Origin of the sequence: Bacillus sp. N447-1 (assembly GCF_022701035.1) — a bacterium.
Classification (GTDB): Bacteria; Bacillota; Bacilli; order Bacillales; family Bacillaceae_G; genus Bacillus_A; species Bacillus_A cereus.
Genome location: NZ_CP065509.1, coordinates 2,291,348 through 2,304,445, shown reverse-complemented (window position 1 = coordinate 2,304,445; position 13,098 = coordinate 2,291,348). Strand labels below are relative to the sequence as shown.

The window sequence follows — 13,098 nt, the reverse complement described above, 5'->3', positions numbered from 1 at the left end:
TGTTGAAATATAGCCAAGAAGAAATGAGTAAGCTTACTTATTTCTTCTATATAATAAAGAAGAATTTGACGGATAAAGGAGAGAGCATAATGAATCATACATCATTCCGAGCAATCGTTGTGAACGAAAAGGAAAATCATCAGTTTGTAAGAAAATTTATTGAGAGAGAAGTAAGTAGTTTACCTGAGGGAGACGTATTCATACAAGTTCATTATTCTTCATTAAATTATAAAGATGCTCTTTCAGCTACTGGTAATAAGGGTGTTACGAGAACATATCCTCATACGCCAGGAATTGATGCTGCAGGAGTGGTTGTGAGTAGTGAAGATGCTACCATTAAAGCAGGAGATCAAGTTATTGTAACGGGATATGACTTAGGTATGAATACCTCTGGTGGTTTCGGAGAATATATTCGCGTGCCATCATCTTGGGTCGTGCCTTTACCGGAAGGAATGTCATTAAAGGAAAGTATGATGTATGGGACAGCAGGTTTTACTGCGGCTTTGTCGGTATATAAGCTTATTGGAGCAGGAGTCAAGCCTAGTATGGGAGATGTTTTAGTAACGGGTGCTACAGGCGGCGTAGGGAGTGTAGCTGTTAGTATATTAAGTAAGCTAGGGTTTAACGTAGTAGGAGCGACAGGGAAAATGGAAGAGGAAGATATGCTGCTACGTCTAGGAGCGAAAAAGGTGATTCATCGCGCGGAATTGAATGATGAATCAGGAAGACCGATGTTAAAAGGGATATACGCGGGAGTTATCGATACTGTAGGTGGACATATGCTAGAAACAGCTTTAAAAACAGTAAAGTATGGTGGTTGTGTAACGACATGCGGTAATGTGGCAGGCCAGGAACTACAAACAACGGTATATCCGTTTATTTTACGAGGTATAAGCCTTTTAGGGATAGATTCCGTGCAATGCCCAGTAGATGTGAGAAGAGATGTTTGGACGCTTTTAGCGAAAGAATGGGGAAATAAAGAGTTACTATCTTATACAGAAGAATGTACATTAGAAGAATTAGAGAAGAAGTTTGCACTTATATTGCAAGGAAAGTTAAAAGGAAGAACAGTTGTTAAAATATAATGAAAAAAGAGACGCTTAAGTTAGCGTCTCTTTCTTATTATAATGATTGTTTTAGATTAATTTTTCCTTGTTCACCTAAAACACCGTCAGCGATATTTACAGCGTGATCGCCAATGCGCTCTAAGTTACTTACCATATCGACGAAGATGATACTTGCATCACCTGAACAGCTGCGTTCGTTTAGACGTAATACGTGACGTTTACGAAGAACACGTTCCATTTGGTCGATTTTGCGTTCTTTGGCAATAACAGTTTGAGCTAGTTCAGTATCGAAGTTTGTTAAAGCTTCAACTGAGTCTTGCAGTGTTGAAATTGTTAACTCAAGCATTTCGTTTAATTCAGCTAATGCTTCATCTGATAGTGAAACACGGTTTGAAATTTGGAAATCTACAAGTTCTACAAGGTTTTCTACATGATCACCGACACGTTCAATATCTCCAACAACACCTGCTAAAACAGAATGTTTTTCAGAATCCGTAGGTGAAAGTGGCTTTTCTGATAGTAAAACTAAATACTCGGTAATTTTTTTATCTAAATTGTTAATAGCTCCTTCTAATTGAGTAGCCATGTTTGCGTGTTTTTTGTCTTGTGTATTTAAAAATTGATTTGCTTCTTTTAATCCATGTAATGAGAACTCAGCCATACGGATAATCTCTTTTTGAGCTTCAGTTAAAGCGATGGCTGGAGATTGTTCAATAAAGATTGGATTTAAATGTTGTGGTTTGAAGTCAATCGCTGCATCTTCACCACGAATAATTTTTGTTACGATCCATGCTAACACTGCAATGAACGGGAATTGAATGATTGTATTTGTTACGTTAAATGTTCCGTGTGCAAATGCAATAGTCATTTCTGGATTCAAGTTTAATGATGTTTGGAAATATTGAATTAAACTTGTAAATGGTATTAATAAAATTGTAAAGATAATTGTACCGATAATATTAAAGATAACGTGAACTAATGCTGCACGTCTTGCTGCAATTGAAGTACCGATTGCTGCTAATACAGCTGTAATTGTTGTACCGATGTTATCACCGAATAATACAGGAAGAGCTGCTTGTAAATCGATTGCACCTTGACCGAATAGTTCTTGTAAAATACCGATTGTTGCACTTGAACTTTGTACAATTAAAGTAAAGACTGTACCGACAACAATTCCTAAAATTGGATTATCACTCATGCTCACTGTTAATTCTTGGAATGATTCTAAAGAACGAAGAGGTTTCATACCTGCGCTCATTAATTCTAAACCGAAGAATAACATACCAAAACCGAATACAACTTGACCTACAGAATGTACTTTTTTATTTTTAAAGAAGAATAGTAAGATTGCTCCAACTGCCATAACTGGGAGAGCATATTCTCCGATTTTAATTCCGATAATAAATGCAGTAACTGTCGTACCGATGTTTGCACCCATAATAACACCGATTGCTTGTCTTAATGTCATAAATCCGGCACTTACAAGTCCGACTGTTAAAGCGGTTGTTCCTGAACTGGATTGGATTAATACAGTAACTAACATACCTGCTAGTACACCCATAAGTGGGTTTGTTGTAAAACGATCTAGAATATCGCGAAGACGATCTCCAGCTGCTTGTTGCAGTCCATCGCCCATGTATTTAATCCCGAATAAGAAAATACCTAATCCACCAATGAACTGGAAGATCATATCTTGAACATTATATTCCACGCATTCCACTCCTTAAATTTCATGTACGATGTAATTATTAACTGAACCTTGAGTCACTGTAAACGGTTTGCTAGTAAAATTTACACTAAATTTACAAAGGGAATAAAAGTTTACAATCCCTTAAAGAAACAACTGCATTTCATTGGTTTTTATCTTGTATAAATCTTAATTTTGTAAAGAAATCACACTTTTTAGAATAATATTGTTCAGTCGAATATCGAGGAAAGTATCTGCGAGTTCATCGTATATTTTTTGATGAAAGTTAAGAAAATATGTAGGGAAATGCATGTAGTTTATAACAGTAACTTGAGGGGAAACAATTCTTTTAACACGATAAAAAAAGCCACTGAATTATCCAGCAGCTTTTTCCGTGTTTTTATCGCCATGCTTTTGTTTTCTTATGCTTGTAATGTAAATGAAGAGAAAAGCAATAAGTAATAGAGAGGAATAACGATATACAGTTGCATAGTTTGTAAAATGAGCAATAAATCCAAATATAATCGCTCCAGCGCCGATTCCAAGGTCAAATGCGGAGAAGAATGTAGCCGTTGCTACGCCGCGTCGATGCGGTGCTACGCGGTCAATCATCCATGCTTGTAGTGCAGGTTGGATCGCTCCAAAACCACTTCCGTAACATGCTGCAGCAATAATTAAGCTCGGAATTGTCGTCGTATACGACAATAAAATAATACCTGTAAACGTTATAATAACTCCCGGAATGATGACGAATGTATGGCCTTTCGCATCATATAGCTTTCCAGAGAATGGACGAGTCACAGCGATTGCTAGTGCGTTACATAAAAAGAAGAGACTAATATCAGCTATGCCGACTTCTGTAGCAAATAGTGTGATAAAACTTCCGATTCCTCCGTACATTAATGTAATACATAATATTAATAATGAAGGAAGTAAAGCTTTACGCTCAATAAATCCATCGAGAAAAGTACTAGATGATTGTTGTGGAGGCTGTTTCGTTTTTTGGATTTGAAGTAGTTTCGTTAATATTAATGAAACAATTGTGCACGATAATGCACATAAAAAAAGAATTGTGAAGTTATATGTTTGCATAAGCCATAGTCCGATAAGTGGACCGAGGGCCATTGCAAGTGTTCCAGAAAGACCAAAATATCCCATGCCTTCTCCGCGGCGAGCTGAGGGAATTAAATCAGAAACGACAGTTCCATATGTAGTCGTTGTAATACCGAAACCAGCTCCGTGCAAAATACGAACAGCAAGCAAGAGAAAAATAGTTGAGGCGAAAAGGTAACTGCCCATAGCGAGTAAACAGATAGCAGTACCGATCATTAAAATGATTTTTTTATTGAATTTTTGCAAGGCGTTCCCAGTTAGCGGTCTAACAAAAAGTGCCGCAACGGTAAACATACCGACAACAAATCCGATATTTGAACTTGTGCCACCAATTTCTTTCACATAAACAGGTAAGGTTGGAATTAACATTTGAAACCCTAAAAACATACATAAGTTTGCAAAAATTAAAGCAACAAACTCTTTTGTCCATAACGGTTCTCGTTTTACGAGTATTGCTTCTCCCATATATTCATCCCCTATATAAAATTTTCTCTTTTCTTTCGAGTATATGTATTGGCCAATGCAACAGTCAAGGAAGGTGTCTTGAAAACGGATAACAATTTTTAAGGTGAAAAACTGACAAATTTGTGTAAAGGCTACACAACTATGAAAAAAAGATGTAAAGTATAGATGTATAGACTTGTAGGTGTTAAGAATGATAGAAATTGTTTTTTCTTTAAAGAAAGCGGATTCAAAGGAGTAGTGAACAAGAAGGGGATATATACTTTTTCACTACATATATTTGAAAAGGTTTACAATATGATGAAGAAAGAGGCGTGTACATATGAGACGATTAGGTATTTCTATTTATCCAGAACATTCAACAGTAGAGAAAGATAAGGAGTATTTAACATTAGCAAGTAAATATGGGTTTACACGTGTGTTCACATGTTTATTATCTGTGGATGGAGAAAAAGAGAAAATTATTGAAGAATTTAAAGAAACGATCTCACATGCGAATGCATTAGGGTTCCAAGTATTAGTGGATATTAGTCCATCTGTTTTTGAACAATTAGGTATTTCGTATAATGATTTATCATTCTTCCATGAATTGGGTGCGTACGGTATTCGTTTAGATGTTGGTTTTTCAGGATTAGAAGAATCAATTATGACTTATAATCCGTATGGTTTGAAAATTGAGATTAATATGAGCAATGGTACGAAGTATGTAGATAACATTATGAGTCATAGACCAAATCGTGAAAATTTAATTGGTTGTCATAATTTTTATCCGCATCGTTATTCAGGGTTATCATACGATCATTTCATTAAATGCTCGAAACAATTTAAAGATTACGGTATGAGAACGGCTGCTTTTATTTCATCATTTGATGCAACATATGGACCTTGGCCAGTAACAGAAGGGTTATGTACATTAGAGCAGCATCGTGAATTACCGATGACAACACAGGCGAAACATTTATTCGCGACGGAATTAATTGATGATGTTATTATTGCAAACGCATATGCGTCAGAAGAAGAATTACAAGCACTAGGTGCATTAAATAAAGAGAAACAAACATTTGATATAGAAATATATGATACAACGACAGAACTAGAAAGAATTATCGTATTAAACGAACCACATTTTTATCGCGGAGATGTATCTGAATATATGATTCGTTCTACACAAAGTCGTGTGAAATATAAAAAAGAAGAGTTTAAACCTCATAATACGCGTGAAATTAAGCGTGGGGATTTATTAATTGATAATGAACAATATGGTCAGTATAAAGGCGAATTACAAATTGCATTAAAAGATATGGTGAATACAGGAAAAACAAATGTAGTTGGTCGAATTGTAGAAGAAGAGATTTTCTTACTAGACTATTTACAAGCATGGGATAAATTCGGATTTACATTAAAGAAATAGAGAGAATATAAAGGGGAAAAACTACTGATTTCAGCAGCTTTTCCCCCTTTATATATAAAGAGCGAGAGGAAGAGCTATGACAAAGGTGCATCAGCGATTAATTTCTATTTTAGAGGAATTTTTAGAAGAGAAATCGATGTTAAATCGAGCTTTTTTAGCGGGCCGTTTACATGTATCGACGAAGACGATTCAAAAGGATATAAAATTATTAAATGATATATTGGAAGAAAATGGAGCGAAAATCGAATCGCAAAGAGGGACTGGGTACGAATTAGAAATTATACAAAAGAAGAAATTTGAAGACTTTTGTGTGAGTCTATTTCAAAAACAGACGGAAAAGATCCCAACTTCTTATGAAGAAAGAATAGCGTACATTCTGCAGCGTATTTTAATGACAGAGGGATATGTGAAGCTTTCAGAATTAGCGGAAGAGATGTATGTGAGCAAATCAACGGTCAATTTAATTATGAAAGATGTTACAGATATATGTGGTCGCTATAAATTACAAATTGAGAAGAGACCGTATTATGGTATACGTATTGTTGGAGAGGAATTTAATATTCGTTCTTGTTTATCACAATATGGTTTACCGCGTTATGACCATACTCCGTTTCATGAGCAATTTGAGCAGACGGAGACATATTTATCGCTACCGCATATATCACTCATTCGTTCAATTATATTAAAGTATATTGAAGGCGGAACAATATATTTATCTGATATAGAAATTGATAATTTAGTCATTCATATTGCAATCGCATTAAAGCGTTGTCAAAGTCAACATTATATGAAAGGACTGCATGCGGAGCAATCAGAACTTATAATAAAGAAAGAATATACAATTGCGAAGCAGATTTTAGGAGATTTAGAGAAAGCATTAAAATTTTCATTTCCAGAAGAAGAAGTATTATATGTGACGATGCATTTATTAAGTACTGCTGTTACAACGAGAAATCGCTATGAAAATATAGAAGAGCTATTAGGGAAAGATATATATGCATTTATGCAACATATTCTTTTTAAAGTAGCGGAAGAACGGAATCTTATTTTTTATTATGATGAAGAATTATTATTTGGATTTGGTATTCATTTAAAAACGTTATTAAATCGTTTGAAGTATAAGTTAAATACGAGAAATCCTCTTTTGGCAGAAGTGAAAAAGAATTATCCGTATGCTTTTGAAATTGCGGTTCTCGTTGGAGATATCATTGGTGAATATACGGGTGAATCGATCCCTGAAAGTGAAATTGGTTATATTGCAATTCACTTCGGTGGAGCTATGAGCCGTTTGCAGGAGCAAAATCAAAAGAAAAGATGCTTATTAGTTTGTGCGACTGGTCAAGGAAGTGCCCAACTATTAAAATATAAAATTTTATCACAGTTCCGAGATAAATTAGAGATTGTAGGTATTACAGGCTATTATCAATTGAAAGTAGAAGATCTTTATAAAGAAAAAATAGATTGTATTATTAGTACGATTCATATACCGAGTGGCTTGCCTGTTCCAGTTATAAAAGTGAATTCAATATTTGATGATAAAGAGATTAAATCGATTGGTCAGCGGTTGTTTACGCATGTGAATACTAGTGTGCAGCCTTATATTAAGGAAGATTTAATCTTTTTAAATTATAGTGCTTCTACGAAAGAGGATGTTATTCAGTTTTTATGTGAGAAAGCTGCTGAGAAACGCTATGTACCAGAAAACTTTTATGCTTCTGTTATGGAAAGAGAAAATACGTCTCCGACAGCGGTTGGGAATTCAGTTGCAATCCCGCATCCGATGCAGTTATTAAGTGAGGAAACTTTTTTGATGTTTTGCACACTTGAAAAGGCTGTTGATTGGGGAGATAAAAAAGTACAAGTAATTATTTTATTTAGTGTAAAGCGCAATAATAATGAAGATTTGCAAAGGCTTTATGATTTTTTATACGATATTATGTCTAGTCAAACTACGATAGAGAAACTTACTCAGACCGAGGTAATTGAAGATTTTCAAGAGATTTTATTATCATTTTGAAAAAGTATATAAAAACTTCCGTTACATAACGGAAGTTTTTTATGTTTAATTGTATGCGTTTTCATAATAAGATGGAAATATAGAAAACATATAGCTTGGGGGAATTTAAAATGGCTGATATGCAAACTCCATTTGCGTTAATTTTACATGGTGGCAATGCGAGAAGTGCTGCGCTTGAAGCAATTGCTTTTGCAAGACAAGGGGATTTCGGGAATGCCGGTGAAAAGATGAAACTTGCTAGTGAGGAAATTTCAGCAGCGCATCGTATTCAAACGGATTTAATTCAAGAAGAGGCAAGAGGAAATCATGCAGAAATTAGTTTACTGTTGGTGCACGCACAAGATCATTTAATGAATGCAATTACAGTGAAAGAACTGGCTGAAGAATTTATTGCTCTTCATAAACGAGTAGAAGAGAAAGTGACCGTATAAGATGTACATTTTATTATGTTGTGCAGCAGGTATGTCAACGAGTATGGTCGTAAGAAAAATGCAAGAAGAGGCAAAGAAACAGGGGAAGAATTATAAAATTAAGGCAGTTGATTCAGAACTAGTGAAGCTTGAAATTAAGGAAGCCGATGTCGTTTTAATTGGCCCACAGGTGAAATATTTATTTCCAGCTGTAGAGTTTCTTGCAAATTCATACAATATACCAGTTGCGATTATAGACCAACGAGATTATGGCATGTGTGATGGTTTGAAGGTGCTTAAGCAAGCAGAACAATTAGCTTTAGCATAATTATATCTTTTTAAATATAAACATTATAATGTTATAAAGTTTATTTCGTTCTTTTATAGTAGAGAGAAAGAGGAGGGCTATTGATGAATGGGTTTATGAGTTTTATGGAACAAAAGATTATGCCAACAACGCAAAAGATTGCAGGACAACGACATTTATTAGCAATTCGAAACGGGGTTATTTCTACATTACCGTTAACGATCGTCGGATCATTTTTTGTTATCTTTTTAAATTTACCAATTGATGCATATATGGAATGGATCGCACCGTTTCGCCATATTTTAGATATTCCATTCCGATTTACAGTAGGACTAATGGCGTTATACGCAGCGTTTGGTGTAGGGGCTTCGCTCGCGAACTTTTATCAGCTCAATCAGTTAAGTGCAGGGTTATTATCTGTACTCGCCTTTTTACTAGCATCAGTTGAACCAATTCAAATTACGAAAGCTGTACCAGGTGTTATTGATGCAGGGAGATATATTTCAGTAGGAACATTAAGTGCAACGTCTTTATTCGGCGCAATTGTTACAGCATTAATTGCAGTAGAAATTTATCATTTTATGATTAAGCATAATATCTCGATTAAATTACCAGATAGTGTACCACCAGCAGTTTCAAATTCGTTTGCAGCATTAATTCCAACATTAGCAGTTATTCTTTTATTCTGGGGCATTCGCTACGGTTTGAAATTTGATGTGAATACAACGATCACATATTTAATCGCACCATTAAAATCAGTATTAGTAGGAAATAATTTATTCGGTGGTTTATTAACAGTATTCTTAATCGTGTTTTTCTGGTCATTCGGTATACATGGACCAGCGATTTTAGGACCAATTATTCGTCCGATGTGGGATTCAGCAATTCTTGAAAATATGGAAGTATTCACGGCTACAGGAAATGCACATCAGTTACCAAACTTATTTACAGAGCAATTTATTCAATGGTTCGTATGGATTGGCGGATCAGGCTCAACGTTAGCTTTAGTAATTATGTTTATGTTCTCTAAATCTAAGTTCCTAAAAGAGTTAGGTAGATTATCATTCGTACCAGGTTTATTCAATATTAACGAACCAATTATTTTTGGGGCACCGATTGTAATGAACCCAATTCTAATTATTCCGTTCGTTATTACACCGTTAGTGACAACGACAGTATCATATTTTGCAGTTGTTTCAGGTATGATTCCACTTATGATGGCGAAACTGCCATTTACCATGTTAGCACCAATTGCAGCGGTAATTAGTACGGACTGGACAATTATGGCTGGTGTACTTGTACTTGTTAACTTTGTCATCTCATTCGTTATTTACTATCCATTCTTCAAAATGTATGAGAAACAACAATTAGCAGGAGAGGAGAAAACAGAATGCTCGGAGCAATTATCATCTTAATTACATTCGTGGTCGGACAGTGTATTGCCCATTATTCGAAATGGGTACAAAGTAAATCTTTATTAGTGTTACTACTAGTATCAGTTTTATTTATCGGTTGTTCAATGGGTGCATATGTAATGTTAGGATTGCAATCACCGTACGTAATTATTGTACCGACAATTTTATGTGCAACGTGTTTATCTGCAAAATATAGATTTACGAGCATGGCATTAATACAACGTGTGAAGGAGATGCAAAAGCATGGAGCGTAAATTAGGAATTTCACTTTATCCAGAACATTCAACGAAAGAAAAAGATATGGCTTATATTTCCGCAGCGGCACGACACGGTTTCTCAAGAATATTTACTTGTTTGTTATCTGTGAATCGTCCGAAAGAAGAAATTGTAGCTGAATTTAAAGAGATTATCAATCACGCAAAAGATAACAATATGGAAGTTATTTTAGATGTAGCTCCAGCTATGTTTGATCAGCTTGGTATTAGTTATAGCGATCTATCATTTTTCGCAGAATTAGGCGCAGACGGTATTCGTTTAGATGTAGGTTTTGACGGATTAACGGAAGCGAAAATGACGAATAATCCGTACGGTTTAAAAATTGAGTTAAATGTAAGTAACGATATTGCGTACTTAGAAAATATTCTTTCGCATCAAGCGAATAAATCAGCTTTAATTGGTTGCCATAATTTTTATCCGCAAAAATTCACTGGTCTTCCATACGATTATTTCATTCGCTGTAGTGAACGCTTTAAAAAGCATGGTATTCGCAGTGCAGCCTTTATTACATCACATGTCGCAAACATCGGTCCATGGGATATTAACGATGGATTATGTACATTAGAAGAGCATCGTAATTTACCAATTGAAGTACAAGCGAAGCATTTATGGGCAACAGGGTTAATTGATGATGTCATTATCGGAAATGCTTATGCGAGTGAGGAAGAGTTAGAGAAACTAGGAAACTTAAATCGCTACATGTTACAGCTAAAAGTGCACTTTGTAGACGAAGCGACTGAAGTAGAGAAGAGAGCTACGCTGCAAGAATTACACGTAAGGCGCGGCGACATAACAGAGTATATGGTACGTTCTACAGAAGTACGTAAAAAGTACAAAGATTATGACTTCCCAGTGCGTGAAAGTGTGCTGCAGGAAAGAGGGCAAGTTGTAATTGGAAACAATTCATTTGGTAAGTATAAAGGTGAACTGCAAATCATTCTGAAAGAAATGCCGATAGATGAACGGAAAAATATCGTCGGTACAATTGCGGAAGAGGAGTTATTCTTACTAGATTATGTAGGAGCTTGGACGCAGTTTACTTGTGTGGAATAGGGAAGATAGGGGGCGTTCCAAATTTTGGACCGCCTTTTTAATATTAAAGTACTTTTAACGTCAAAATTTGTCGGTAAATCGATATCTCTTGTCGAATCGTTGATATATTATAAGTTACGATAGATATATTCGAAAAATCGTTGATATATTGTAGGTTACGATAGATATATTTGAAAAATCGTTGATATAATTTCATTTACTATGTTATTTTTCAGTAGTTTAATAGAGTAAAAAAAGAGCCAGTCTCAACGATGAGACTGGCTCTTTTTTTACTAACTAGTTTAATACTTTAACTGTAACTGTTTTACGTCCCCAGCTACTTGATGAACCTTTATCTGGCATTAAAACATCAATTTTATTTCCTTTAATAGCTCCACCAGTATCACCAGCAATTGCTACTCCGTAACCTTCAACCCATACTTTTGAACCTAATGGAATGACACTTGGATCAACTGCAATTAGTTTCATGTTTGGATTAGCTGTTAAGTTGTGGCCTAAAGCTGATTTTACTTGGTCGCCTGCTTTATAACCATTTTCAAGTGGATCTGCTGTGTAAGCTGTTGCTACAACACGTAACTCACGAGAAGATGATGGTGCACTTGTTTCAGTTTCTTTTGCAACAGGTTGTTGTGTAGCTGGTTTTTGAGCTTTAGCCGCTGCTTGAGCCTTAGCCGCTTCACGAGCTTCAGCTGCTTCTTGAGCCTTAGCTGCTTCACGAGCTTCAGCTGCCTCTTGAGCTTTAGCTGCTTCACGAGCTTTAGCTGCTTCTTGAGCCTTAGCCGCTGCTTGAGCTTCAGCATCTGCTTGAGCTTTAGCTGCTTCACGAGCTTTAGCTGCCTCTTGAGCTTTAACTTCTGCTTGAGCTTCAGCATCTGCCTGAGCTTTAGCTGCTTCTTGAGCCTTAGCTGCTTCACGAGCTTTAGCCGCTTCTTGAGCTTTAACTTCTGCTTGGGCTTCAGCTGCTTCGCGAGCTTTAGTTGCTTCCACTGCTTTAGCTTTTGCTTGAGTTTCAGCTACTTCCTGAGCTTTAGCAGCTTCACGAACTTTAGCTGTATCTTGAACTGTAGTCGTTTTTTCAACTTTAGCTACTGGTTGAACTTTAACTGGTGCTTTACCTGTTAAGTAAGGAACATGAACATAAGCTGTTTTTCCGTTATATTCAAATTGAATCCAATCATTTTGTACTTGGTGTGTTGTTTCAATTACATCATCTTTTTTCAACTTACCAAGAATCTCTGAGTCTGTGTTTGCCCCAGCACGTACGTTTAATACGTTTGCTGTTACGTAGTAAGTGTCTTTTGTATAGTCAGCGCTTATGAAAGCTTCTTTACCGCTATTCAATTGAACTTTTGACCAACCATTTTCTGTATGTAAAACATTTACTTTATATCCATCTAATAATTTTCCTACAACTTTTGATTCAGTAGTTGGGTTTTCTCGTACGTTTAGTACGTCAGTCGTTACGATTGTTTCTGCTTTAGCAGATGTTGTGAAAATCCCAAGACCAAAAACCGCTGCTGTTGCTATACCCATAAATTTTTTCATAATAGCCTCCATTGCATTTGTTTTCGTTGACCTCATTATAGCAACCATTATTTTCTTATTTGCGAAAAACATAAAATTACAAAGCTTTCGTAACGGGGCATTAATATTCTGTAACAATTCCATAAATATCCTGATAGCGCTTCCTTGTTGTTTTTTGGCGTATTAGGGCATATGAAACACAAAATGAGTAGTATTTCAATTACTGTAACGTTAATAATGTTACGGTAATATTTCTTGATGATATCTATAGCGTTACAAAAACAGCTTATTTTACTGTTTGAATGGAAATTTAGTTATGAAACGATAATCTTTTTAGGCGTGAAAATATATAAATG

At 35.6% G+C, this 13,098-nt stretch carries 11 protein-coding genes; 8 read left to right on the top strand and 3 right to left on the bottom strand.

The window, feature by feature from the left end; genetic code table 11:
* Positions 1-89: 89 nt before the first annotated feature.
* Complete coding sequence (locus IQ781_RS11595; RefSeq protein WP_139847162.1) at positions 90-1,085, top strand: YhdH/YhfP family quinone oxidoreductase; 996 nt, start codon at positions 90-92, stop codon at positions 1,083-1,085.
* A gap of 37 nt (positions 1,086-1,122) precedes the next feature.
* Here IQ781_RS11595 and IQ781_RS11590 read toward each other — a convergent pair whose 3' ends face one another.
* Positions 1,123-2,778 (bottom strand): Na/Pi cotransporter family protein, encoded by a 1,656-nt coding sequence (locus tag IQ781_RS11590; protein ID WP_000456278.1) that lies wholly within the window; start codon positions 2,776-2,778, stop codon positions 1,123-1,125.
* Positions 2,779-3,129: 351 nt separating this feature from the next.
* Positions 3,130-4,332: an MFS transporter gene (locus IQ781_RS11585; RefSeq protein ID WP_000503245.1), complete on the bottom strand. Its 1,203-nt coding sequence runs from the start codon at positions 4,330-4,332 to the stop codon at positions 3,130-3,132.
* 319 nt (positions 4,333-4,651) lie between these two features.
* Between IQ781_RS11585 and IQ781_RS11580 the strand changes: the two genes are divergently transcribed.
* The 7 genes from IQ781_RS11580 (at position 4,652) to IQ781_RS11550 (ending at position 11,218) form a co-directional block, all read left to right on the top strand.
* Positions 4,652-5,740, top strand: coding sequence for a DUF871 domain-containing protein (locus tag IQ781_RS11580; RefSeq protein ID WP_001253349.1), 1,089 nt, complete (start codon positions 4,652-4,654; stop codon positions 5,738-5,740).
* Between the two features lie 76 nt (positions 5,741-5,816).
* On the top strand, positions 5,817-7,757 hold the full coding sequence (locus tag IQ781_RS11575) for a BglG family transcription antiterminator (protein ID WP_139847163.1): 1,941 nt from the start codon (positions 5,817-5,819) through the stop codon (positions 7,755-7,757).
* A 110-nt stretch (positions 7,758-7,867) separates the two neighbouring features.
* Entirely contained in the window at positions 7,868-8,188 is a 321-nt protein-coding gene (locus tag IQ781_RS11570) for a PTS lactose/cellobiose transporter subunit IIA (RefSeq protein WP_000774631.1), read from the top strand.
* Position 8,189: 1 nt separating this feature from the next.
* Positions 8,190-8,495 carry a PTS sugar transporter subunit IIB gene (locus IQ781_RS11565; RefSeq protein ID WP_000275641.1) on the top strand — a complete coding sequence of 102 codons (306 nt, stop codon included), beginning with the start codon at positions 8,190-8,192 and terminating at the stop codon, positions 8,493-8,495.
* A gap of 83 nt (positions 8,496-8,578) precedes the next feature.
* Positions 8,579-9,889, top strand: coding sequence for a PTS sugar transporter subunit IIC (locus IQ781_RS11560; protein ID WP_001013053.1), 1,311 nt, complete (start codon positions 8,579-8,581; stop codon positions 9,887-9,889).
* Positions 9,865-10,143 carry a hypothetical protein gene (locus tag IQ781_RS11555; RefSeq protein ID WP_000900048.1) on the top strand — a complete coding sequence of 93 codons (279 nt, stop codon included), beginning with the start codon at positions 9,865-9,867 and terminating at the stop codon, positions 10,141-10,143. Before IQ781_RS11560 ends, IQ781_RS11555 begins: the two co-directional genes overlap by 25 nt.
* Positions 10,133-11,218, top strand: a complete 1,086-nt coding sequence (locus tag IQ781_RS11550) for a DUF871 domain-containing protein (protein WP_139847164.1) — start codon at positions 10,133-10,135, stop codon at positions 11,216-11,218. Before IQ781_RS11555 ends, IQ781_RS11550 begins: the two co-directional genes overlap by 11 nt.
* Positions 11,219-11,494: 276 nt before the next feature.
* Here IQ781_RS11550 and entC read toward each other — a convergent pair whose 3' ends face one another.
* Positions 11,495-12,886: a cell wall-binding protein EntC gene (gene entC, locus IQ781_RS11545; RefSeq protein ID WP_050252161.1), complete on the bottom strand. Its 1,392-nt coding sequence runs from the start codon at positions 12,884-12,886 to the stop codon at positions 11,495-11,497.
* Between the last annotated feature and the right edge of the window lie 212 nt (positions 12,887-13,098).

Coding starts and splice junctions, on each gene's coding strand:
- IQ781_RS11595 (WP_139847162.1), top strand. CDS start 90: ATGAATCATACATCATTCCGAGCAATCGTTGTGAACGAAAAGGAAAAT.
- IQ781_RS11585 (WP_000503245.1), bottom strand. CDS start 4,332: ATGGGAGAAGCAATACTCGTAAAACGAGAACCGTTATGGACAAAAGAG.
- IQ781_RS11580 (WP_001253349.1), top strand. CDS start 4,652: ATGAGACGATTAGGTATTTCTATTTATCCAGAACATTCAACAGTAGAG.
- IQ781_RS11575 (WP_139847163.1), top strand. CDS start 5,817: ATGACAAAGGTGCATCAGCGATTAATTTCTATTTTAGAGGAATTTTTA.
- IQ781_RS11570 (WP_000774631.1), top strand. CDS start 7,868: ATGGCTGATATGCAAACTCCATTTGCGTTAATTTTACATGGTGGCAAT.
- IQ781_RS11565 (WP_000275641.1), top strand. CDS start 8,190: ATGTACATTTTATTATGTTGTGCAGCAGGTATGTCAACGAGTATGGTC.
- IQ781_RS11560 (WP_001013053.1), top strand. CDS start 8,579: ATGAATGGGTTTATGAGTTTTATGGAACAAAAGATTATGCCAACAACG.
- IQ781_RS11555 (WP_000900048.1), top strand. CDS start 9,865: ATGCTCGGAGCAATTATCATCTTAATTACATTCGTGGTCGGACAGTGT.
- IQ781_RS11550 (WP_139847164.1), top strand. CDS start 10,133: ATGGAGCGTAAATTAGGAATTTCACTTTATCCAGAACATTCAACGAAA.
- entC (WP_050252161.1), bottom strand. CDS start 12,886: ATGGAATTGTTACAGAATATTAATGCCCCGTTACGAAAGCTTTGTAAT.